The organism is Pseudoalteromonas sp. CNC9-20, from assembly GCF_022347875.1.
Lineage (GTDB): Bacteria > Pseudomonadota > Gammaproteobacteria > Enterobacterales > Alteromonadaceae > Pseudoalteromonas > Pseudoalteromonas ruthenica.
Window position 1 is genome coordinate 215,849 of record NZ_JAKRFS010000004.1, and the last position, 21,138, is coordinate 236,986.

Consider the following 21,138-nt stretch of genomic DNA (forward strand, 5'->3'; position numbering starts at 1 on the left):
AAATCATGAATAATGTAATGTTAGATTTAGAAACTATGGGTAATGGCTCTAAAGCGGCGATCGTATCTATAGGCGCATGCTTCTTTGAGCCAACAACGGGTGAAATTGGCGCGCAGTTCCACACAATAGTAAACCTTAAAAGCTCAGCATATTACGGTGAAATTGACGCAGGAACCGTGCTTTGGTGGATGGAGCAAAGCGACGATGCGCGTAAAGTGCTATTGGATGATATGGCTGTTTCTCTAAAAGATGCATTAGGTGAATTTGACGAGTGGATCAGCCAAATAGAAAACTTTAAAGAGCGTGTAGTGTGGGGAAATGGTTGCACTTTCGATAACGTTATTTTGGGTAATGCATACAAGGCTTGCCGAATGCGTCAGCCGTGGCCGTATTCTGGTGATCGTGATGTGCGAACACTTGTTGACCTTGGCCGGACCTTGCATGGGTTCGACCCTAAAAATGATATGCCTTTTGTTGGCACGCACCACAACGCCATGGATGATGCTGTGCACCAGGCACGCTATGTTTCAGCAGTTTTTAATAAACTAGGACGAGATGAGAACAGAACTTGCTGACAACCAACCCCTTTAACGATAAACCTTAAGGCAAATGCTCGCCAACGCTTGCTACTTCTCAGGGGGGGGGTATTTTATAACCAAATTGGGTATATAATAGACATTCATTTATAAATATACAGTTAATCTATAGGTTATTTTGCGATTAGTTGTAAAACTATACTCACTTTGTACCTTTTATTGCTTGATGTTTTCGTAACTTATGTTAAATTTAAGTCTGTTATTAGTAGTAAATAATGGACTAAAAATGAAAAAAGTAATTTTCGCATCTCTCTTAACACTCCTTTCCCTACCATCTCATGCTTCCTTGGAGCCAATAAAAACTGAATGTTCGACTTGCTTTTCATTTGAGCAATTCAAAGCAAAGGCAAAAATGAAGGCTCAGCTCAACAAGACTCGCGATGTATATGTCATGAACCTTGAAACAGCTAAAATTGAAAAGTTTGAGGTGACCAAAAAAATTACAGGATACCGGTCCTTGCCTGGCACGGGCGGTGAACCAGACGGAAGGGGCGGTAAACTAGGCGATAGAAAGATTCCTGTCTACTATACGATGGTGAATCAAAAAGGTGTCGAACAGAAAGTTCTAAATAATTTCTATGACTTGTCTGATGCTAAGAAAAAGTTAGTAGAAACTCAGAAGCAATTATCGGGAGAGGAAATTCCACCTGAAATAGCTAAGGGAGTTTGGGATTTAGTTGGTTCGAGTTCCACCCAAAATAAAGTCGCTGAGCATTATAATAAGCATGCCAGTTTAGGTCGTGACATAACTGATTTTGTTAATTCAGCAGCAAAACTGTCTGGTATCTTAGATATTGATAAAGTCATGATGGAAGTTACCTTTAGTGATGGAAGCACTGCGGTATATTCTCTTTACGCTGTTGTGAATGGTAAGCTGATGTGGGAGTTCGTACGTGGTACCGATGTAGACCTAAATACGGTTGAGCCAAACTTCGACACATCTAATTCTGAATCTTATGATTTCAGCAGAGGCGGAGCTAATGCTTTTATGGACTTCTACGACGCAGCTACAAGAGCAGGTGTTGAGTTTCGCAGCGTATCTGGCTCGAAGGCGAGTACTGGTAGAGTTACTTGCGTAAACAAAGGTATTGGTAGATATATTTGTACTTACACATTCTAAATCTATCTGGCTTTAAGGGAGTCCACGAAAAGTGGGCTTCCGATCTAGTAGTGAAATTTAATTATTGAGAGCTTTATATGGGCATTGGTGGTAACACGATATTCTATATTTTATTCTTCACATCGCTACTTCCTGCATTGCTTGCTGTGCGCTTGGCGATTAAGCAGAACCGCTCAAAGTTAACGAGTGGACTAGTCGCTTTCATTTTAGGTTTTACGCTTATAGGTGGTTGGGCCTATTTGGCTGTAATGAATTTACTAGAGCCGAAAGAAAAACCAAATAATGGCAAAGCTCCCGAGTAATGGTAGATATAGCAATTAAACTATTTCATATCCATGAAATATAGAAAAATTTTCCACTTCACCCATCACTTCTCTGGTCAATCCTTCCACGTATTTCCACATTTATTAACCATTAAAAAGATTCAGGCTAGTTATGTGGCTGAAAATTACGAGTCAGTTAGTTTTACATCCCAACTAGTTCTAACTGCTCTTCTTTAGGGAGTTTACTTAGTAGTTCGACTGCAAGTTCTCGTGTACTTTTCAGAGGTGGATTAAGGTAATGATCAAAACTTAATGTCACTCGGAAGGTTGCGCCGCATTCTTTGGTATTAGTGCAACTACAGTAAAGGTGTGAGACACCTGCGGTCTGCGTCTCCCTTGAGGTAACAATAGACTTAGCACCACAGTCTTTGCATGTAACCCTTGCCATGTTAGCTTCTCCCAAAAAAAACCATTAACTGTGATTATATACAGTGTTTGTTGGTTCACCAACATCAGTGACACTCAAGGACCCGAAAAAAATCACTCCTCCTCGCCTTCCGCTTTCGCACAAAAAAGTGATCATTTTGACATAGCCAATGACATAGCTATTTAGCCTTAGACGTTATTCTAAAAGGATCTAACCATGCACTGCAAAGGATCGGGTTTGTCAAACTCGTGACACCAAGTGACAACTTTGGACTTTCGCTGGTATTCGTATAATCTCTTAATGTCTAAAGGGATAGAGAGAGTAAAATGTCAGTTGTAGATTGGGTCAAAGTTATTTCATCATGTCTAACATCTTTATCCGTCATTTCTGGAGTTTTTATCTACTGTGATAGTAGAAGAAATGAGCGTAAAAAAAATGCCTTGAACTTCTGGTACGAATTCGCAGATAGCACTGTGACTGAATTTATTGAAGTTTCAGAAGCACTACCAAAGTACTTTTCGGATACAAACTTAGCGCAAGTGAAGGGCGATAAAGAGCTGAATGCCCGCGTCCATAACCTTCTCAATAAATTTGAACGGTTAGCTCTAGGCGTGAACGTTAAAGCATATGATCCTAATACAATAAAAAAAATAGCAAAGACAGATCTGGTCGGGTGCTACTTAAGGTTATCGCCACTTATTCGATACCACAGATTGGCTACTGGCAAAATGCAGTCCTGGTCTGAGTTTGAAAAACTTTATAACTATTTAATCGAAGAAAGATAAGTTAGTCAGCAAAGAATTCCATAGGGATAAAATTGCAGCTTTCCGGTACTTCTAACTCGAAGGAATATCTTTTGCAAACTATTAATCGAGATTGAGATAAGTCACAAAATTGGTGTCCACAGAAAAACAGTGGATACCAATTTGTATGGAATTTTTACTAGAGCTATTGAGCTTAATTAACGATTACTTCGACTTTACTAAATATGCGGTGAGGTATGCTCTCAAGCTTCTACTTCGTCACGCCTTTAAGCTTTTCGACCGTGCGAAGACTAGCCAACCCCAACATTGCAAGCGAAAGCTCCATCATCGCCTCAAGCGGCAAAGTAGGCGTCCCAAGAGCAGGCAAAAACCACGTAATAATGGGGTTAATAACAAAAGCAAATAAAAAGCCTAGGCCACATACCCACATTAGGAAAGGCCTAGCACCTGCTACAAAAGTGCTTCGATGTTGCGCTTGAACCTTCGTTATTTCAGCTTGTATAAGGGCTGGCCTTTGGGCCAGTCTTTGGCGAACAAGCTCCAGTGACAGTTCTTCTTCATCACTCGTAAATAACTCATCCAGTACATTGCCTACGGCTTCAATCGGCTCCGCTGCGCCTACGCCAAAAAACTTTGTTACCCATCCCATCATTTAGCCCTCGCAAATAATTTAAAAAACGAATGGGGATCTTTACTGAATAGCTTCACCAGTTTATCGAACCCCTCCAAAATATGCGGGGCGGCATAGGCGGTCACGCCAATAACCCCGGTCTTCAAATTCTCATCAAAGCCGCGCCAATCACAAAAGCTTGCTGCTAGGTAAGCAGCAAATATCGCAATCAGTACCGACATAAAGTAATGGAAGTACGTAAAGCGCTTACCGCTCAAGTACATTTGAATAGCTGCGGCTGCTAAGCAAATAAAGCCTAGGCGCCCCCATTGTTTGATAAAGGCAACAATATCAATCCAACTCACGGTTAATCCTTTTCATCAGGTGTGTTAAGTAAATCGCTGTAGGCCGGCACATCAAAATCAATGTGAGCGGAGCGGGGGAGGTAATCGTTTATTTGCAAAATATCTTGCTGCAAGGGCACCACCTCATTGTTGTAATAAGCCGAGGTAATTCGGTCTAAATTACCGAACCCTGCTGAGTCGCCAGAGCTTTGCCCGCTTAATGCTTCTTGGGCTCGGTGCATCGAAAGCATGTCGTTGGTGGTAATGCGCTTGATACGCTCGAACTCGTCCTTGGTAGAGATATCCCCAACCGGTGTGATTTTGATAGCTTTGTCTGCGTCAGTCTTGCCACTTCGGTTGTTAAAGAACAGGCTGCGAAAATTACCCACCCCCTTTGAATCCTTAATCGCTTCTTTGAGTGCGTCTTCATCCTCGGTGGCTAAATTGGGATCTGCCATGGAAAAGATAAAGCCCATGTGGGCGCCGTTCTTGTAATAGCGCCGGCGGAACAAAGTTGCATCTTCGTTGAGCAGCGCCGACTGAATACCGCCATAATACTGCGGGATGCCGTAGATACCTTGGGTGGGGTCATACTCTTTAATCTGGATCACTTCCCCTTCTTTAAACCGAGTGATACTGCCATCACTGCGCAGCTGTGCATATACACCACGCTCTTTGGTGTAACGCATTGTTAGTGCTGGCAGGTGGCGCAGCTTCATGACACCCCCTAAGCGGTTTTTGATGATTTGCAAATAGCCATTCCCTGACCACAAATAATCAAAGGCAAATTTGCCAGCCGTGCGGCGGCTAATAATGGCACTGGGTTTGAGCCACTTCAAAATCATGTTGCGCTTAAAGTACAAAATAGGCCCATGCTGTGCGTTCACATGCAGCAACTTAATAAGGCCATTGAGGCTCACAGGGGGCGCATAGATACCGTTCAAATCGGCAAACACACCAATATAACTGGTCAACCGATTATCTAGGCAGGGCTCGGGATCGCCAAAGCTAAAGCTCACACTGCTGTTTTGTGATTGGTTATATTGCGGCATCTGCCCCGCAACTACAGGAAGTCGTTGTTTCATTAGGCGGCTATCCCTACAGAGGTTCGACGGTTAGCGGTGTTACCGTCCAGTGGTTCAAAAATCATGGCGTGCATAATGGCCCACGCAATATCAGCGTGGCCTATTTCTGCGCTGCGGTTACTGGCATAGGTGATTTGGTCTCCCACCACCTTTTTACGTATGTTGATAAAGCTACTTGCGACCGTCACGGCGTCTTTGTCGTATTCAAAGCGGCCATTCTTAATCACGTTCAGGGCCTTCATCACCATCCGGGCTTTGATTTGTGGGTTGTAATAAATGGGCTCAGCTTGCGGGTAGAACTTGGTGATCAGTTCCCACACGCCATAACCAATGCCGGTGGTATCAACGCCTATGTGCTGTACGTTGTATTTATCGGTGAGCAACTTAATCTCTGCGGCCATGGCTTCGAAGTCATTGCCGCTTAAATCAAGGGTTTCAAGCAGTCGAAATTTCTCACCGGATTGCGGCATGCTGAGTACTGCCACGCTGGCTTTGTCTCGGGTGCGGGCAGGGTCAAAACCAATGAGTACGGGCTTCATTGCAAAGGGCCGTTCCCATTCACTGTTGTAATCCTTCCACTTTGATGAGTCGCCCACACAAGCCATAAGCTGTTTAAGGCTAAAGGCTGAGTGCGCATCATCAATGAACTTACACATAAAGAGGTTATCGAATTCCTCTTGTGAATATTCATTCTCGAGTACATCAATACTGATACGGTCAAAACCCGACTCAACCACATCGTAAACAGTGAGCATTTGTCGCCATATACCATCATCACACAGCACGCCATCTTTTAAAGCTTTGTGGCTAACATCAATGGCAAATTCAGGGTCGTTACAGGCTTTGGTTTTGCGATACCATTTACCATTCCAGTGGTCGTAGGCTTCATGACTGGTGACCGAGGGTGTAGAAAAATAGGTAATGCGGTAGTGCGCGTGGGTTGCCATTGCTTGGGCAAGCTTACGCAGCTCTTTGTATTTGGGTATCCAAAATACTTCGTCAATATATAAGTCGCCCGAATCAGATTGGGCCGTGCGCGCATTGGTACTTTTAAATACCAGCTTGATGGTTTTGCCATGGTAGTTAAGCACCAAGGGCGAGCCGCTGAGCTCAATGCCAAAGTATTCACGCACCATGGCGATGATGTTGGCTTTAAATATCTCTGCCTGGTCGCGCGATGCAGAGATAAAGATTTTGTTGCGCCCGCTTTTCAGCGCATCGTAAAACGCTTCAAACGCAAAGTAGAACGTCGCACCGATTTGGCGTGGCTTTAATATAAAGCGTTGGCGGTGGTCCTGGTTATCAAGCCAATGCAACTGGTGCGGGTAGAGCAGTTCCTGCGCGAGCTCTTCAAGTTGCTCAATGGTGATGCTTGAGCAATCGTTTTTAACCTTCTTCTTTTTGCCTTTCTTGCTGCTTGAACTGCTGTTGTTGCCAGCATCATTGTGCACCGGTGCTCGCTCTTTTGGCTTCGGGGCCAGTTTACTTTTATTGAGCGCAGCGAGTTGGCGTGTGCAAAAGTCTAGCTCTTTATAGTCGCTATCGCTTTTTTCATCCTTTTCAGCCAGCACATTAATGCGCTTAGCAAAAGCCATTTCGGCACTAAAGCTCGGGCACATATCCACCCAGTTTTCATTTTCTGACCAACGGCGAATAGTGCGCGCACTGGGCATGCCTTCCACGTCTGCAATTTCGTCAAACGTAAAGCCTTCAATCACGTAAAGATTACGTGCCTGTGCAATCACTTCGCTGGAGTACTTGGGTTTCATAGACCGCGTCAAATTCAAAACTTAACGGCAGTTTAAAGGCTAAAAAGCAGGAGTACGCGCGGTTAAAATCCTAGACACACCTAGAACAAAAATATAGGAATTTCAAAAGATTAAAAAAATGGCAAGGCAGCCAAATGCGGGGCAAACTGCAATCAAATTTAGAGCATTTATTGCATTTGTAAAGTTTTTAAAGGTAACCCGCCCATGCCACAAAACAGCCAGTTACGCACCAAACCATTATCAATAGCAGCAGAAGGTTTGACCGTGGATGGCCGCGAGATTTCCGAGCAGGATATCTTAGATATTGTCGAGACTTACAATCCTAAAATGTATGGCGCCCGCATCAATTTAGACCACGAACGTGATTGGTCAGGCTGGGCGGCGAAGAACCTAAGCAACGTGGATATCCCTGGCATGCTTGGTGATGTGCTCAGTGTTTTTGCGAAGAAAAATAACGACGGGGTACTGTGTCTATATGCCGTACTCGCTCCCAATGCGTCATTCGTGCAGCTTAACCAAGCAGACCAAGCGGTGTATTTCAGCATTGAGATTAACCGCAACTTCCGGGGCACCGATAAAACCTACTTGGTCGGTCTGGCTGTCACCGATTACCCCGCCAGCTGTTACACCGACCGTGTGAAGTTTTCAAAAGAACAGAATAAAGACCAGGTAAGCGAAGGAGCCGACAAGGATGTTACCCCTATTACCGTTAACTTTCAGCTTGAAGAGCCCGAGCAACCTAGCGCCGACACTCCCGGATTTTTTAAAAAACTGTTTTCAACAAAGGATGACCCCGATATGAAAAAAGAAGATTTAGCACAAGCGATGAAAGACGCGCTGGGCGAACCGCTGCTTAATCTAAGCACCCAAATCAAAACCTTGTCTGACAAAACAGACAAGCTCGAAAAGCACTTTGCTCAACAGGGCGATGAAGAAGGCACTGAAGACGAGCTAGGCGATAAAGAGGAAAACACCGAGTTTGCACAAGTGAAGCAAGAGTTGGCAAGCACCAAGCAGGCGCTGGCTGATTTGAACAGCAAATTGGAAAAGCTATCGGCTGAAGAGCACTCAGATACGACGGACTCAGAAGAAGACCCCGAAGGCGATAAAGCGCAGTACGCAAATTTACTGTAAGCCAACCCAAGCACATTAAGCAGGAAAAAGCATGAAATTAAAGACCTCACAATTATTCGCTAGCCTGATGGCTGGATTGGCTAGCAACTACGGCGTGGCATCAATGTCGGAGCAATTTTCCGTTGAGCCATCTATTGAGCAAAGCTTGTATGACATGGTGTATGAATCTGTAGAGTTCCTACAGATGATCAACACCGCCACGGTGGATGACCTCGTTGGTCAATCAGTATTCATGGGCGTGGGCGGTGGCGTTACTGGCCGTGCTGGCGTTGAACAAGACGGTAACCGAGAGCGAAAAACACGCGATGTGGCGGGCTTGTCAAAACGTGAGTACCGCTGTTATCCCACTGAGTGTGATGTGCATTTGCCTTGGTACAAAATGGATCAGTGGTCCAAGTTCCCCGATTTTGCTAATCGCTATCGAAACCACGTCAAACAAGCTATTGCCTTGGACATCATCAAAATTGGTTGGCATGGCACACATGCCGCAGATGTGACAGATATTGTTGCCAACCCAATGATGGAAGATGTGAATATCGGCTGGTTACAACTAGTTCGTCGCGATGCGCCGGGGCGTGCAATTAGCGAAGGTGAAAAGCAAGCGGGCGAAATTCGTATCGGCACCGGCGGTGACTACGAGAACTTGGACCAGGCGGTGCATGATTTGATTCAAGCAATCCCAGAGCATAAGCGCGTTAATCTGGTTGCGATTGTCGGTGGCGAACTGCATGCCGATGACAAGAACAAGCTGTATGCAAAACAAGCGCATACCCCAAGTGAAAAATCCAAGATTGAGCTGCAACAGGTCATTGATACCTATGGCGGCTTGCCGACATACAAAATCCCGTTTTTCCCAGAGCGTGGCATTTTGGTGACCACTTTTGAAAACCTGAGCTTCTATGTGCAAGAGGGATCAACGCGCACGCACATCGAGGACAACCCGAAGAAAAAACGTGTCGAAGATTACCAAAGCCGCAACGATTGCTACTACGTGGAAGATTTAGAAATGATTGCGTTTTTTGAATCTGCAAACGTGAAAGTCACCAAAGACGGCGGCACGACCTGGTCGTAACGAGCAGCAGCGCAGGTTGGCGCCCTAACCAAACCGTGGGGCGGGCGTCCTTTTTAATCCAAGTGGAGCATTCCTAAATGAGTTTAGTTAAAAAGGCACTCGCGAAAGCTGCTGCACAAAAGCAAGTGCAGCAAGAGGCTGACAACAAAGCGGCACCGGTAAACAGTACCCCAGCACCCGAGTCACCCGCTCAAGACAAGCTGGCGGTAGCCGATGACGGCCCCAGTCGCTACGAGTTCTTTAAAGCGGCTATTGAATCGGACTTAGGTCAATTAAAAACAATTGACGATGTGGCTGATAAAGCCAGCTACAAAAGCGAAGCGCTAGAGCGAAACGAATACCTGGCTTATATCAGCGAGTACCGCCTCAGCGGCCAGAACTTCCCTAACACTGTGCTGGCATGGGTATTCATTTGGCTGGTAGACCTCAAGCGCTGGGATGCTGTGCTCGAGCTATTGCCATTAATGGTCGAGCAAAAGCAGCCACTGCCAACGGCATTTAACACCAAGCATTGGCCCACGTTCTTAATCGATCAGCTCTATGACGAAGGCAGCTACTACCTCAACAAGGGGGCAGAAGCAGTCAGCGACAGTGGTATTGCTTTGGTGATGCACCGCTTGATTGCGCAGCTGCTTACGCAGGATTGGTCAGGGAGTGAAGTGGTGGGCGGCAAGCTGTATGCCATGGCGGCCAAGCTCGAGCAGAGTCAGCACAATTTAGGCTACGCACTGCAATTCGCTGTGCAAGCCACGCTTATCAATGATGGTGCCGGGGTGAAAAAGCTGGCCCGCGATGTGGCTAAACAGCTTAACGTGTCCATTGATATTTAAGTCTCCAACGCCAGCGGGCATGCAATCACACCGGTAGTCATTGAATTGCTTTACAGGTGCAGATTGTAGGCGCCCGCACCCAATAGGAAAAAGTATGAGCTTTAGCGGTATTAACAGCACAACGAGTGATCAGGTCATTGCGAATAATGGCTTTTATCCGGCGGTATCGGTGCAGCAATTTGCTGAGCATTACCACGTGCCGAGCTCATACCGTGAAGCCATGGTGGTGGATGTATTGACTCACCAAGTGCACGCACTTAACGCGGCCTTAGAGCGAGACTACGTCTTGCATTGGGAGCAGTATCCGTCCCTTGCTGAGGTGCCGAGTGAACACATAAATGGGCGAAGCGCCCTGGTGTATTACTACACCAAAGCCCTGTCGTGCTTCGCCAAAGCAGACTTGCTACTCAGCCACCAAAGCATTAGCCAACGCGAGAGTGCATTGGCAGAGAAAGAGCAGCAAACAGAGCACCGGGCTTATTGGTTGAACGAAGGCATTAAAGCGCGCAACTACCTGGTGCAAAGCAAGTATCGCCCGGTGGAATTGCTATGAATAAGTTGCAGCGCATCACTGATTATTTAAGTGCTCACGGACTGAATCAAGCCGCCACCTTGGATGCGTGGATAGAAGAGGGCACATTCGAGCCTCGCGCGAAAAACGAAGGCACCGGCTATACGATTTTAACCATGGCTTACAAAGCCATCGTGAGCATAGAGCGTTATGCCCACTCGGCGCATTTACTCGCCGCGATGGTCGCGATTTGGATGCAAGAGCAAGGCGAGGAGTTTGACGATTCGATGGTTGGGTTTAGCGCGGATAAAACAGACGACGAGCTCTTTGATATTGAGCTTGAGTTTATGCTCAGTGAAGACGTTCAGATAGTGAGAGACCCTAACGGCCCGCTGACATTTATGGGTGAACAATACCGCATTGAAAGCGCTCCTGTGTGGGTCGCCGAGGACTTTACGTTAGATGCTGACATCGCGAATTAGCCACGACAACCGCGACCAACTGGCGCTTCTTAAGCTGGATGATCGCACTCGTCGGCGTGTTTTTCGAAGCGCCGGGCGAAAAGTGCGCCGCGATTCGAAAGCTCGGCTAAAAGGGCAAAAAGATTTAGAGAATAAGCGGTGGCCAGGGCGCGCTGACGGCACCAAAAAACGCATGTTACGGCGCATTGGCCGCAAGATGATTGTTAAGACAAGCCCGGCGGGGGCGCGGGTGCAGTTTGATTCGCCGCGCACCGCGCGAATTGCCAGCGCTCACCAATATGGAGCTGAGCAGGAACGCACCGCTAGCGAGCAACAACGCATCTATGGCACCCCCGATTATGATGCACCCGCTTCGCGAAAGTTGGCAAAGAAGCTCATAGCTGCGGGCTACAAGATACGGCGTGCTAAAGGCAAGGGATATAAACGGCCGTCGGTGAAGTGGATCACCGAGAACCTGAGCACAGCGAAAGCAGGTTTTATTTTAAAACTGCTGAGCGATGAACCAAGCAAAGAGCGCTGGACATTGAAAACACCCAAGCGCTCGTTCTTAGGGCAATCACGAGACGAGCTCAAAGAACTCAAGAACTTTATGTTAGACGAGGCCATGCGCCTTAGATAAGCGAGGAAAACAATGTCACAAGGTCAGGTATTAGTTACAGCCGATAACTTAGGCCAGGGCGCGACTAACAGCATCGAGCGCAAGCTCTTGTTTATTGGTAAAGCCCCTGAGAATCAACTCAAGGTCGTGAGTATTAATGGGCAAAGCGATTTAGACGCGTTATTGGGTGAGGCAGAGTCTGCACTGAAAACCCAACTGCGTGCCGCGATGCTAAACGCCGATGGTCTGTTTGAGGCCTATACATTGCCATTGGATGATATCACCACGCAATTGATGGCGGTGGACACCGCCATGGTGCAGGGCATTCAAGTTGAAGGCATCGTGTTGTGTGAGCCTCTCGCCGATAAAGCCGCTGTTGAGGCGGTGTTCACCAAACAGCAAGAGGTCGAAAATGCCTATCACCGCTTTCATTTCTTCTTGGGCTGCGTGGCAGGCATTCAAGCGGACACACAAACATGGTCCGACTACACCGCCGCCACAGCGGCCATCACCGATGGTGTGGCTGCTTATACTGTTGGGGTTGTGCCACTACTGCACGGCAATGACCTAGGCGCACTCGCCGGTCGTTTGTGTAAACACGCCGTCACCGTGGCCGATAGCCCAATGCGCACCGCCACCGGCACGATGGTCGGCCTTGGGGCAGCGCCTGTTGATATGGACTCGGTGCCACTGCCCAGTGCAGTAACGGCTGCGCTTGATGATGCGCGCGTGAGCTGCACACAAACTTATCCCGATTATGATGGCGTTTACTTTGGCGATTTGAATTTACTTGATGCTGAGGGCGGCGACTACCAGGTGATAGAGAACCTGCGCGTAGTGAATAAAGCCCGTCGCGCTGTGCGCATCAAAGCCATTAAATTAATTGCCGATCGCAAGCTTAACTCCACGCCTTCATCCATGGCCTGGGCCAAGCGCTACTTAGGTGAGCCGCTGCGCCAGATGGCGAAGCGCACGGTGGTGGCGGGAGTCCCATTCCCGGGCGAAATTAAGCCGCCTCAAGATGATGCCATCACCATCGTATGGCAAAGCAAAACACAAGTGCGCATTTACATGCGGTTGACGCCGTACAACGCGCCAAAACAAATTGTGATCAGTATTGGCCTTGATTTGGCCGATGGCACCGTAGAGTAGGAGCGACCATGAGCCAACATAAACTTTCAGGTAAAGACTTTGATGTGAACGTGGGGGATGCCCTCGTTCATGTGATCAACTGCTCACTCACCATTGATGATGGACGCCAAGTGCGTATGACCAATGGCGTGCCCGACGGCTTTTTAGATGGGCCTTGCACTGCCAAAGGCGAGCTGACAGTCAACCATGAAAACTTCTTGATTATTCAACAAGAGGCGCAAAAGGCAGGCAGCTGGAAAGGCATTGACCCGATTGATATCAGCATGATGGGCGCCGTGGTCAGTGGTGAGAAAAATATTGAATCGTATGGCTGTCTCTTAAAGCTCAGCGATGTGCTCAGTATTGATCCCGAAGGCGCCAAGGCCGATGAAACTAAAATCCCTTTTGAGGTGACTTCATCAGATTTTGTCAAAATCAACGGTATCCCCTATCTGACCGCGAAAGAAGTGGAGAACATCGTATGAAGCCGCTCAGCGCTCAACAGCTCTTAGCAGCGATGCGGGCAAATGGACACCGTGTATTTGAAGGGGAGTTAAACCTAAACATCATTGGCGTGCGCGCCAGTGATGCACAGGCCAATACCTTTAATGACATGATTTATGTGCTTTACCAACGCGGTGGCGCATGGCAGTGCAAAGCCTACCCGGCCACCACTGATCCGGGCACCTATTACCGCGAGCATCCCGCGAATGTGAAAGGCACCGCCGTCCTTGTGCCTGGTCGCTACGGTGGCTGCTGGCAACTTGGACAGCACCAGGGTAAGTACGATGCGTTGGTGCAGCGCGGCGAAATGACGGTGTACCGCGATAACAATTCGGATGCACACATCGATACAGATACCCCGACGGAGTCCGGCTACTTCGGTATCAACTGCCACCGCGCCAACAAGCACACAACGAGCAAACACGTTGGCAAGTGGTCTGCCGGTTGCCAGGTATTAGCGAGCCCCGAGCACTTTAGCCAATTTATGAACCTATGCCGTGACAGTGCTTCACTGTATGGCCCGAGTTTTTCTTACACCCTTTTAACTGAGAGCGAGACGCGCCTGTGAAAAAAGTCATTGTGCTAGAAATTAACGATAAAGAGATCACCTTTAATATCACGTTGACGGCATACAACCAGTACATCAACAGCACCACGCCAAATAACAAAATACAGCCTGCGCATAACTTCTGCATGAATACTGTGGATGACAGCAGCAAATCGGCGCTGCGAGAGCTGATAAAACAGCCAGGCATGCCCTTACACGTGGCCGGTGCGATTGTTGAAGAGTACCAGCCAGATATAGCGATCACGGTAAAAAAATCGAAAGGCGAGCAAGAGACATCAGCGAAAACAGCTTAGATCAGCTGCTCGCCTATCACCAACGGCACTTGCCGGGCAGTGCCGTTGGTGAAGAGAACCTTGCCCGGGCATTGTTCTTAGAGAACGACTATTGGAAAAAAATGGCAGTGGCCGTCAATAACGGCATTGCTTCTGCATTGAGTGAGTAGCGCGTGTGAATAAGTTGGAAAAACTCATGTTTACGATAGGCGTGGTGGATGCGGTCACCGGCCCTGTGAACAAGATGATAGCCAAAGTAGACCAGCTGACACACAAAGTGAAGTCGGGCATGGGTGATATGGCAGCGGGTGCAGCGGGCATGATTGCTGCCGGTGCTATGCTCAGTGCATCACTGGCGCCCTCAATTGACAGTATTGCCGCGCTCGGTGAAGTCCAGTCCTTGGGGGTGGCTGAGCACGCCCTCGAACAACTCAATAGCACGGCACACCGCTTTACGACGCGCTTTGGCGGTGACAGTGCGACCGTGATCCGCTCGGCCTATGACATTCAATCAGCCATTGCAGGGTTAACCGGCGATGAGCTTTCTAGTTTTACCGAGGCATCTGGAGTGCTCGCGGTGGCGACGAAAGCAAACGTGGGCAACATCACCAGTTACCTGGGCACCATGTACGGTATCTTTGAGAACACCGCCAACAAGATGGGCAAGTCCAACTGGGTGAAACAGGTGGCCGGGCAAACCGCTGCGGCGGTGCAAATGTTTAAAACCACCGGCCCCCAAATGGAGCAAGCATTTAGCCGCCTTGGCTCTGCGGCGACGGCCCATGGCGTTGCCATGAACGAACAAATGGCTATCTTAGGTGAGTTGCAAGCCACCATGAGTGGCAGCGAAGCGGCCACCAAATACCAGGCATTCTTAACCGGTATTGGGAAAGCGCAAACAAAGTTAGGGCTGACATTCACAGACAGCCAAGGCCAGTTATTGCCTGTAGTCGATATCATGCAGCGCATTACCGATAAATACGGCGCCCTTGATACGGTCGCTAAAAAAGATCTGATGATGGAGGCGTTCGGCTCAAAGCAAGCCGTGGCCTTTATCGATAACCTCATCCCCAAAACCGCGAAGCTTGCGAATAACATCGATGCGCTGGGCGAGCAAAAGGGCATGGATAAAGCGCTCGAAATGGCAAACACCATTGCCAGCCCCTGGGATAGGTTGGGCGGCTCGATTAACGCGGCGGCTTCGGCTTTGGGGCAGCGCTTGGCGCCGGTCATTGATCCCCTCGTTGATATGCTTGCGAGTGCATTTGCCTACGTGGTGGATTTTTCAGAGCAATTCCCTGTGCTCACCACGGTACTGACAGCAAGTGCCGCTGCCATGCTGGGTCTAGTTGCCATTGGCAGTGCATACACCCTCGTCATGGGATTAAACAAAGTGGCGACGGCTGGGTGGGGTATGACGATGATCACTGTCACCAGTGCCACACGCATGTTCACAGGAGCGCAGTGGCTATTAAATGCCGCACTACTCGCGAACCCGATTGGCATTGTGATTGGCTTAGTCGGCCTGTTGGCGGCGGTCATTTACAAGTATTGGGAGCCTATCAAGGCATTCCTTGGCGGCTTTTGGGAAGGCTTCACCGATGGCTTAGCGCCCGTGTTTTCATCACTGGGTACGCTGCGCACAGCGCTATCACCGCTCTTTAGTATGCTCGGTGCGTTGTTTGATTGGTTTGTGAATTTGTTTGAGCCTGTGAGTAGTACATCTCAGCAATTAGAGGGGGCGGCAACAGCGGGGCAGCTCTTTGGCACGGTTGTCGGCAGTGTGATGAACTTCTTACTCGCGCCCGTTCGTGCGCTCGCATGGGGCGTCACTCGCTTAGGTGAGTTGTTTGGTTGGTTAGCGACGCCTGCAAGCCAGGCATGGGAATCGATGCGTGGTCCACTGAGCGCCATTTGGCAGTTTCTTGGAAAGGTCTTTAGTTATTCGCCGATGGGCTTAGTGCAAAAAGGGTATGGCAAAGCACTTGAGTGGTTAGAGCAAAAACTGGGTGGCCTAAAGGGGGCACTGGCGAAACTGCGTGATTTACTGGGTATCGACAGTGATGTGAGTGTCGCTACCGAGCATACCCAAAAAGACACCACATTTAGCCGCCATTATGGCAGTGATATTGTCACGCGAGCCAATAATGTGGTGCCTTTGCCCGTGCCTGCTAATAACTATGCTGCAGGTCGTGCTAAGCCATTAACCCGGGTCGATGCACTGAGCGCAAACGTAATTGATGCAAACCACCATTTTACCCACTCAGCAAATGACACATCGTTTGATGTCATTGATAAAGCCAAACAGGCGCACACGCAGCCACTGAGTTCGGTGCGCGCGGCAACAACCTTGAACCAAAGCAAGCTCATTCAGCAGTTTGCGACTCAGACTCAACACAGCAGCCAGCAGAGTGAGGATAAACGTGTGTATATCGACCACCTAGAGCTGCGTACAGATCAGCAAATTACCAAGGAAAGCTTGGCCGACCTATGGGAGTTAACCGGGTGAGTACGACGCCAATCTATATCGATTTACTGATAAGCGATGATGACTTACAAACCAATCGCGCGTTAGCAGTTGAGAGTGCCACCGACCGTGTGGTGATAGCGCAGGATATTCGCCATGCGATACGTGAATCAGGCATTGTGCTGCCGCTGGTTGGTATGCGCGACCCTATCATCATTCAGCGTATTTTGACGGACTTAGAGCTTTTAGTTGAGCAAGACACACGCTTGGTTCCTGGCACGATTAATATGGCGATGCCTCACCATGAGCGCATCATTATGTGGGCCAAGACCCGTGATTTCGGTGATTTAGAGGTGCAGTATGGATTATAGAGCGCAGTTCCTAAATGTGCTTAAAGCGCGTGGTGTGCCAGTAAGCGAGCAAGAGCAAAAGGCGCTATGGGAGCAAAGCCTAGTTGGCCAAGGCTTAGCTGTAAAAAACCAGTCGCCACAAAGCCCGTTTTGGCGCGCACAAAAAGCCATTGTTGGGGAGGCGACAAGCAAGCTCACTAATACCTTGGTAGATGTGATCATGCCCAACTCATTCATCCTACTTGCAGAAGATGAGTGGCTCGATCAGCATGGCCGTAGCCGCAATGTGCCGCGTTTACCGGAGCTCAAAGCACAGGGAAACCTCGTGCTTTCACGCGCAGATATCCAAGGCGCCTTAACCATCCCCAAGGGCACACAGGTACAAAGTGAACCCGTAGACGGTCGTGTGTATGTGCTTGAGCTGCTCAATGATATTCAGTTTGAGGATGGGCAGGGCGAGCGCATTGCACTGGCAGAAGCACTGGAAAGTGGCAGCGCTTATAACTTGGTTGCTGGATACTACACACAACTTGTCACACCGATTGAAGGCGTCAGTGTGATTAATCTCGATGACTGGTTAGTGCGGCCCGGGCAAGACATTGAGAGCAATGCAAACTATCGGCTGCGTTGTCGAGATAAGTTCGCCACGCTTGGCAACTACCATGTTGATGCCGTCTATCGCTCAATGATCGCAGAGTTCCCCGGCATGCTGGCTGAGAATATTGTGTTTGAGCACAATGCGCCGCGTGGGCCGGGTACAGCCAATGCCTACGTGTTTTTAGAAATAGGCACGGTGAGCCAAGCACTGCTGGATGAGATTAACAACCATATCAGTGCCGGTAATCATGGCAATGGCGATGACTTGGTGGTCATGGCGCTGCCTGAGCAGCCCCAAGACATACACGTTAAGTACTGGCTACACCCCAACACCGACTCAATTAAATTGAAGTTAGTACGCGCCATTCGTGCGGCCTTTCGTGAAAACGCCATGTTTACTGTGACCAAAGCCATGCCGAACCAACAGTTCAGCTTTAGCTTGTTGGCGAGTGAGCTGCATGCCCTGTTCCCAGAGCTCAAAAGTATCCAGTTTATCAATGATGATATTCAATGCGGCATGTGGCTGCCCAAGATAAATAGTTTGGTGTTGGAGCAGCAATGAGTATGAGCAAACTTCCTGTATGGCTGCGTGGTGAGAATGCCAAAGCGCTTGAGCGCGCAGCGGATGCTTACTGGCAGAGCATTGAAGCTGCGCTGTTTAGTTGGCTTGAGCAAATAGACGAGGAAAAAGCAGCGCTCGAAATACTCGATTTACTTGCCTGGGAGCGTGATATTAACCGCTTGGATGGTGAGCCGGTGACGCTTTACGCACAACGCATTAAGCATGCAGTCGTCAATGCTGAGGATGCAGGTTCAAATACCGGCATGATGCGGATTTTTGAGCGGTTAGGATTTGGGTTTGTGCAAGTCAATGATCGGGTGCCTGGGTTCGACTGGGATATGGTCGAAATTGCCATGTCGGAGACGCAATCAGCAGGCAAGCAGGCACTTATTAAAGAGATCATACGTAGCTACGGACGAACGTGTCGCCGCTACATTCTCAGTGCCTTGAGCGAAACCTACAACATTGAGGCCATCGGCCATATTGAATACGACAAAGAGGTAATGGGATGAGTAAGTTACAAATCACTAATGCGGGTTTGAGCTACAAAGACGCGGTATTCGCCGCAGAGCAGACACAAAATATCAGTCACTTTGTGTTTGCCCATGTACCTGGTTTGGACGAAAACGCCGATATCGATCCGAATACGACGGTGCCTGAGCAGTACGTTGTGCACACACAGCCTGTGCAAGCGGTGACACGTATCGACTCAAATGCTGTGGCATTAAGCACGGTGCTTGGGCATGAAGTGGGGGACTTTGATTACAACTGGTATGGCGCATTAGCCACACTGCAAGACAATAGCCAAGTGCTTGTGGCTGTGGCACAGACCGCGTTGCAAAGTAAACATAAATCCGTGCCTGGGCGAAATGGGAATTACAGCGCAAAGAGTATTATTTGGCGCTCGCAAGGGATCGCAGATGAATTGAATATCACAGTCGCAGCCCTGCCTTGGCAAGTGCAAGAGGGTGAGTTTGTCAGTCAAAATGAGTTTGACGGTCATCGGCATGATAATCGCTACGTGCGCCATAGTTCACTGCCATTTATTAACGCGGATGCGTTGGCGCTTTACCGGCGACACAAACTCACCGATGGGATAGCTAAAACGGCCCCAGCGGTGGCTACATTGGCCGACGGCGATTGGTTTTCAGTGAAGAACTTCGGCGGACTTGAGCCTGTGCTTCATCCCGAAGGTTCAGCAGGAGAGCAATTTAAGCGCGTGTCGGATAACCAGGTGGCGCCCTTTGTTAATGTGCTGAGCTATGACCTGCGTGAGCTGGTGTTCGTGTACAACAAGACAACTAACTTATGGGAGTTTTAAATGGACAGTATAGCGCGTAGCTCCAATTCATACCCTTTTGCTGATCCTATTCCGCTTCACTTTGGTCATTCGAAAGCCGGGATAATGAAGCCGCTGAATGCGTCAACGGGGTACGAGTATATGAATAACCCACTGGCCCCCGGTCGCTATGTCCAATTTAGCGAGCAGTTCGTCAATTACATTGATGATGAAAGCGGTGTTGTGTGGTCCAGTGATGACATAAGTGCAGCGCATGGGTCGCTGATGTTTCATGCCATCTTTTTCTATGAAGAAGGGGGCAATCAGTACGCAATTTTCATGTGTCAGTACTCTTTGAATAGTGATTATCATTTGCTGCGCATCAACTTAGCTGATGGCTCTCAGACACTTGGCCCAACGATGGGCCAATTCCGTCCGCGCAAGTTCTTTTTAAAAAACGGGCAGCTGCACATCAATGGCGCAGGCGGGGGGCCGGGTGGATATACCCATGTGGCTGTTGATTTACCGTCGCTATCTATCAGCACGCCTGCCAGCACCCCTGATGAATTGCAATATGCGACCCTATTTCGAGACGGGCGCGTTGAATTGGAATACATCAAAGCAGGCCAAAGCAGTAACTCGACGCATGCTCTGCGGGTGATAGCGCTGCTAGACGGTGTCACCACCGTCCGTCGAGGGTTCGGAATCCCTCAACCCAGTGCGTACATTCCTTATTGCATGGATAACTTGCATGTGATCAGTCACAACGTGTTGGCTATTTCCGGTGCCTCGCAAACAACCAGTACAGGGTATGCCATCGAATCGCAGAAATATTGGGACTATGCGTCAGTCGATACATGGCTGGCTAATGTCATCGCGTTTTATACAGGGTATCAACTATGAGATTACTCATTCGCCTCGCGCCAGGGAGCGTACAGCCACAACTGCCAGACGAACCTCATTATTTTAGTGAGCAAAGCGTTGTCACGATTGACGGGCACCAATATCTCTATGCCTATTATCACGGCGGCAAATACGTGCATAGTGATTATGATGTGGACGCCTATTTGGCAAGTATGTCACCCAAAGCCATTCCCTACGTATCCATTAAAGAGATTGCCGTAACGGGCGACACGGTAGAGCGTGGGAAAGGCGGTATATGGTGGTTAGCACAGGACTCAACGTTTGAACTTCGTGGTGTCGCCGCGCTTCCTGACTCTGAAATGATCGTCATCATTGAGCGCATCATCGACGGTGAGCAGGTGATTGATGACATTCGTGCACGAGCTGTGATTGCTGATAACACCATTACAGTGAGCGGCCAGTTTTCACAGTCGGGGAACTACATTATATCAGCGTCGCGCTTAAACAAGGGACTGGAAAGTATTGAAGCGCCTTTTCGACTAGCGTTCGAAACAGTGGAGTTTGATGCCTATGTCGCCTAAACACATTCAATTAGCGTTTATCGGCGTGGGCGTGGCTCAGCTACTGCACCCATTACGCACACAGTTTGGCGTTGTGCATCGCGGCTTTGTTACCGATGGCTTTACCTTACCTTGGTATCTACGTTGGTTCCATAATCCTTTTGGGTGCGGATTGGATGCGGCTATTTGGCATGACTTTGCGCTTAAAACAGGGCGTAAGCAGCCTCACAAAGAGTTTTATGTGCTCCTTAGCCAAGCGGGTGTGCCTGCTTATAAGGCTTTTATGATGCGTGTAGCGGTGACTGTTTATCAGAAATTAAGTGATGGTGTGCATGCAATACCCAAACTCTTTTAATAGCGCCAGCACGCGAGCTGTTTT

General features: G+C 48.6%; 27 protein-coding genes. 22 read left to right on the forward strand and 5 right to left on the reverse strand.

Annotated elements, in window-relative coordinates; all coding sequences use genetic code 11:
- Positions 1–5: 5 nt before the first annotated feature.
- The 3 genes from MHM89_RS11365 (at position 6) to MHM89_RS11375 (ending at position 2,018) form a co-directional block, all read left to right on the forward strand.
- On the forward strand, positions 6–575 hold the full coding sequence (locus MHM89_RS11365; protein WP_239408816.1) for a 3'-5' exonuclease: 570 nt from the start codon (positions 6–8) through the stop codon (positions 573–575).
- 247 nt (positions 576–822) lie between these two features.
- Positions 823–1,716 (forward strand): hypothetical protein, encoded by an 894-nt coding sequence (locus MHM89_RS11370; protein WP_239408818.1) that lies wholly within the window; start codon positions 823–825, stop codon positions 1,714–1,716.
- Positions 1,717–1,793: 77 nt separating this feature from the next.
- The gene (locus MHM89_RS11375; RefSeq protein WP_239408820.1) at positions 1,794–2,018 is read left to right on the forward strand and encodes a hypothetical protein; all 225 of its coding nucleotides are present in this window, start codon (positions 1,794–1,796) and stop codon (positions 2,016–2,018) included.
- 163 nt (positions 2,019–2,181) lie between these two features.
- Here the strand turns inward: MHM89_RS11375 and MHM89_RS11380 are convergent, their stop codons facing one another.
- Complete coding sequence (locus MHM89_RS11380) at positions 2,182–2,427, reverse strand: ogr/Delta-like zinc finger family protein (protein WP_239408821.1); 246 nt, start codon at positions 2,425–2,427, stop codon at positions 2,182–2,184.
- A gap of 305 nt (positions 2,428–2,732) precedes the next feature.
- Here MHM89_RS11380 and MHM89_RS11385 point away from each other — a divergent pair, with 305 nt between their 5' ends.
- The gene (locus MHM89_RS11385; RefSeq protein ID WP_239408822.1) at positions 2,733–3,191 is read left to right on the forward strand and encodes a DUF4760 domain-containing protein; all 459 of its coding nucleotides are present in this window, start codon (positions 2,733–2,735) and stop codon (positions 3,189–3,191) included.
- Between the two features lie 229 nt (positions 3,192–3,420).
- Here the strand turns inward: MHM89_RS11385 and MHM89_RS11390 are convergent, their stop codons facing one another.
- The 4 genes from MHM89_RS11390 to MHM89_RS11405 are packed head-to-tail and all read right to left on the reverse strand — an operon-like array spanning position 3,421 to position 6,978.
- On the reverse strand, positions 3,421–3,819 hold the full coding sequence (locus tag MHM89_RS11390) for a 3TM-type holin (RefSeq protein ID WP_239408957.1): 399 nt from the start codon (positions 3,817–3,819) through the stop codon (positions 3,421–3,423).
- Positions 3,819–4,145, reverse strand: a complete 327-nt coding sequence (locus MHM89_RS11395; protein WP_022944366.1) for a phage holin family protein — start codon at positions 4,143–4,145, stop codon at positions 3,819–3,821. Before MHM89_RS11395 ends, MHM89_RS11390 begins: the two co-directional genes overlap by 1 nt.
- A 2-nt stretch (positions 4,146–4,147) precedes the next feature.
- Positions 4,148–5,209, reverse strand: coding sequence for a phage portal protein (locus tag MHM89_RS11400; protein WP_239408823.1), 1,062 nt, complete (start codon positions 5,207–5,209; stop codon positions 4,148–4,150).
- Positions 5,209–6,978, reverse strand: a complete 1,770-nt coding sequence (locus MHM89_RS11405) for a terminase family protein (RefSeq protein WP_239408824.1) — start codon at positions 6,976–6,978, stop codon at positions 5,209–5,211. Before MHM89_RS11405 ends, MHM89_RS11400 begins: the two co-directional genes overlap by 1 nt.
- Positions 6,979–7,182: 204 nt before the next feature.
- Between MHM89_RS11405 and MHM89_RS11410 the strand changes: the two genes are divergently transcribed.
- From MHM89_RS11410 to MHM89_RS11495, 18 genes are all read left to right on the forward strand, one after another.
- A complete protein-coding gene (locus tag MHM89_RS11410) occupies positions 7,183–8,112 on the forward strand; it encodes a GPO family capsid scaffolding protein (RefSeq protein WP_239408825.1) in 930 nt (309 codons plus the stop codon).
- A 31-nt stretch (positions 8,113–8,143) separates the two neighbouring features.
- Positions 8,144–9,184, forward strand: coding sequence for a phage major capsid protein, P2 family (locus MHM89_RS11415; RefSeq protein WP_138547395.1), 1,041 nt, complete (start codon positions 8,144–8,146; stop codon positions 9,182–9,184).
- 77 nt (positions 9,185–9,261) lie between these two features.
- Positions 9,262–10,014, forward strand: coding sequence for a phage terminase small subunit (gpM, locus tag MHM89_RS11420; RefSeq protein ID WP_239408826.1), 753 nt, complete (start codon positions 9,262–9,264; stop codon positions 10,012–10,014).
- A 94-nt stretch (positions 10,015–10,108) separates the two neighbouring features.
- Positions 10,109–10,567, forward strand: coding sequence for a head completion/stabilization protein (locus MHM89_RS11425; RefSeq protein ID WP_239408827.1), 459 nt, complete (start codon positions 10,109–10,111; stop codon positions 10,565–10,567).
- On the forward strand, positions 10,564–11,007 hold the full coding sequence (locus MHM89_RS11430) for a phage tail protein (RefSeq protein ID WP_239408828.1): 444 nt from the start codon (positions 10,564–10,566) through the stop codon (positions 11,005–11,007). The genes MHM89_RS11425 and MHM89_RS11430 overlap by 4 nt, the downstream gene beginning before the upstream one ends.
- Positions 10,988–11,626 (forward strand): phage virion morphogenesis protein, encoded by a 639-nt coding sequence (locus MHM89_RS11435; RefSeq protein ID WP_239408830.1) that lies wholly within the window; start codon positions 10,988–10,990, stop codon positions 11,624–11,626. Before MHM89_RS11430 ends, MHM89_RS11435 begins: the two co-directional genes overlap by 20 nt.
- Before the next feature lie 12 nt (positions 11,627–11,638).
- Positions 11,639–12,757, forward strand: a complete 1,119-nt coding sequence (locus tag MHM89_RS11440; protein WP_239408831.1) for a DUF2586 domain-containing protein — start codon at positions 11,639–11,641, stop codon at positions 12,755–12,757.
- 8 nt (positions 12,758–12,765) lie between these two features.
- Entirely contained in the window at positions 12,766–13,221 is a 456-nt protein-coding gene (locus MHM89_RS11445; protein ID WP_138508003.1) for a phage protein, read from the forward strand.
- Complete coding sequence (locus MHM89_RS11450; RefSeq protein WP_239408832.1) at positions 13,218–13,808, forward strand: hypothetical protein; 591 nt, start codon at positions 13,218–13,220, stop codon at positions 13,806–13,808. The genes MHM89_RS11445 and MHM89_RS11450 overlap by 4 nt, the downstream gene beginning before the upstream one ends.
- Positions 13,805–14,101, forward strand: a complete 297-nt coding sequence (locus tag MHM89_RS11455) for a putative phage tail assembly chaperone (RefSeq protein WP_239408834.1) — start codon at positions 13,805–13,807, stop codon at positions 14,099–14,101. Before MHM89_RS11450 ends, MHM89_RS11455 begins: the two co-directional genes overlap by 4 nt.
- A gap of 175 nt (positions 14,102–14,276) precedes the next feature.
- On the forward strand, positions 14,277–16,589 hold the full coding sequence (locus MHM89_RS11460) for a phage tail tape measure protein (protein ID WP_239408836.1): 2,313 nt from the start codon (positions 14,277–14,279) through the stop codon (positions 16,587–16,589).
- Positions 16,586–16,918, forward strand: a complete 333-nt coding sequence (locus tag MHM89_RS11465; protein ID WP_239408837.1) for a DUF2590 family protein — start codon at positions 16,586–16,588, stop codon at positions 16,916–16,918. The genes MHM89_RS11460 and MHM89_RS11465 overlap by 4 nt, the downstream gene beginning before the upstream one ends.
- A complete protein-coding gene (locus MHM89_RS11470) occupies positions 16,908–18,056 on the forward strand; it encodes a baseplate J/gp47 family protein (RefSeq protein ID WP_239408838.1) in 1,149 nt (382 codons plus the stop codon). Before MHM89_RS11465 ends, MHM89_RS11470 begins: the two co-directional genes overlap by 11 nt.
- The gene (locus MHM89_RS11475; RefSeq protein ID WP_138547385.1) at positions 18,053–18,568 is read left to right on the forward strand and encodes a phage tail protein; all 516 of its coding nucleotides are present in this window, start codon (positions 18,053–18,055) and stop codon (positions 18,566–18,568) included. The genes MHM89_RS11470 and MHM89_RS11475 overlap by 4 nt, the downstream gene beginning before the upstream one ends.
- Positions 18,565–19,377 carry a phage tail protein gene (locus MHM89_RS11480; protein ID WP_239408840.1) on the forward strand — a complete coding sequence of 271 codons (813 nt, stop codon included), beginning with the start codon at positions 18,565–18,567 and terminating at the stop codon, positions 19,375–19,377. The genes MHM89_RS11475 and MHM89_RS11480 overlap by 4 nt, the downstream gene beginning before the upstream one ends.
- On the forward strand, positions 19,378–20,238 hold the full coding sequence (locus MHM89_RS11485; protein WP_239408841.1) for a hypothetical protein: 861 nt from the start codon (positions 19,378–19,380) through the stop codon (positions 20,236–20,238). It abuts the gene before it with no gap.
- On the forward strand, positions 20,235–20,780 hold the full coding sequence (locus MHM89_RS11490; protein ID WP_239408842.1) for a hypothetical protein: 546 nt from the start codon (positions 20,235–20,237) through the stop codon (positions 20,778–20,780). Before MHM89_RS11485 ends, MHM89_RS11490 begins: the two co-directional genes overlap by 4 nt.
- Positions 20,770–21,114, forward strand: coding sequence for a DUF1353 domain-containing protein (locus tag MHM89_RS11495; protein WP_239408843.1), 345 nt, complete (start codon positions 20,770–20,772; stop codon positions 21,112–21,114). The genes MHM89_RS11490 and MHM89_RS11495 overlap by 11 nt, the downstream gene beginning before the upstream one ends.
- Positions 21,115–21,138: the final 24 nt, after the last annotated feature.

Bases quoted from the DNA above. Each gene is read 5' to 3' on its own strand.
- MHM89_RS11475 (WP_138547385.1), top strand. From the start codon at position 18,053: ATGAGTATGAGCAAACTTCCTGTATGGCTGCGTGGTGAGAATGCCAAA.
- MHM89_RS11480 (WP_239408840.1), top strand. From the start codon at position 18,565: ATGAGTAAGTTACAAATCACTAATGCGGGTTTGAGCTACAAAGACGCG.
- MHM89_RS11450 (WP_239408832.1), top strand. From the start codon at position 13,218: ATGAAGCCGCTCAGCGCTCAACAGCTCTTAGCAGCGATGCGGGCAAAT.
- gpM (WP_239408826.1), top strand. From the start codon at position 9,262: ATGAGTTTAGTTAAAAAGGCACTCGCGAAAGCTGCTGCACAAAAGCAA.
- MHM89_RS11380 (WP_239408821.1), bottom strand. From the start codon at position 2,427: ATGGCAAGGGTTACATGCAAAGACTGTGGTGCTAAGTCTATTGTTACC.
- MHM89_RS11435 (WP_239408830.1), top strand. From the start codon at position 10,988: ATGCTGACATCGCGAATTAGCCACGACAACCGCGACCAACTGGCGCTT.
- MHM89_RS11405 (WP_239408824.1), bottom strand. From the start codon at position 6,978: ATGAAACCCAAGTACTCCAGCGAAGTGATTGCACAGGCACGTAATCTT.
- MHM89_RS11415 (WP_138547395.1), top strand. From the start codon at position 8,144: ATGAAATTAAAGACCTCACAATTATTCGCTAGCCTGATGGCTGGATTG.
- MHM89_RS11495 (WP_239408843.1), top strand. From the start codon at position 20,770: ATGTCGCCTAAACACATTCAATTAGCGTTTATCGGCGTGGGCGTGGCT.
- MHM89_RS11485 (WP_239408841.1), top strand. From the start codon at position 19,378: ATGGACAGTATAGCGCGTAGCTCCAATTCATACCCTTTTGCTGATCCT.
- MHM89_RS11430 (WP_239408828.1), top strand. From the start codon at position 10,564: ATGAATAAGTTGCAGCGCATCACTGATTATTTAAGTGCTCACGGACTG.
- MHM89_RS11385 (WP_239408822.1), top strand. From the start codon at position 2,733: ATGTCAGTTGTAGATTGGGTCAAAGTTATTTCATCATGTCTAACATCT.
- MHM89_RS11470 (WP_239408838.1), top strand. From the start codon at position 16,908: ATGGATTATAGAGCGCAGTTCCTAAATGTGCTTAAAGCGCGTGGTGTG.
- MHM89_RS11445 (WP_138508003.1), top strand. From the start codon at position 12,766: ATGAGCCAACATAAACTTTCAGGTAAAGACTTTGATGTGAACGTGGGG.
- MHM89_RS11410 (WP_239408825.1), top strand. From the start codon at position 7,183: ATGCCACAAAACAGCCAGTTACGCACCAAACCATTATCAATAGCAGCA.
- MHM89_RS11365 (WP_239408816.1), top strand. From the start codon at position 6: ATGAATAATGTAATGTTAGATTTAGAAACTATGGGTAATGGCTCTAAA.
- MHM89_RS11400 (WP_239408823.1), bottom strand. From the start codon at position 5,209: ATGAAACAACGACTTCCTGTAGTTGCGGGGCAGATGCCGCAATATAAC.
- MHM89_RS11375 (WP_239408820.1), top strand. From the start codon at position 1,794: ATGGGCATTGGTGGTAACACGATATTCTATATTTTATTCTTCACATCG.
- MHM89_RS11460 (WP_239408836.1), top strand. From the start codon at position 14,277: ATGTTTACGATAGGCGTGGTGGATGCGGTCACCGGCCCTGTGAACAAG.
- MHM89_RS11490 (WP_239408842.1), top strand. From the start codon at position 20,235: ATGAGATTACTCATTCGCCTCGCGCCAGGGAGCGTACAGCCACAACTG.
- MHM89_RS11390 (WP_239408957.1), bottom strand. From the start codon at position 3,819: ATGGGATGGGTAACAAAGTTTTTTGGCGTAGGCGCAGCGGAGCCGATT.
- MHM89_RS11425 (WP_239408827.1), top strand. From the start codon at position 10,109: ATGAGCTTTAGCGGTATTAACAGCACAACGAGTGATCAGGTCATTGCG.
- MHM89_RS11440 (WP_239408831.1), top strand. From the start codon at position 11,639: ATGTCACAAGGTCAGGTATTAGTTACAGCCGATAACTTAGGCCAGGGC.
- MHM89_RS11370 (WP_239408818.1), top strand. From the start codon at position 823: ATGAAAAAAGTAATTTTCGCATCTCTCTTAACACTCCTTTCCCTACCA.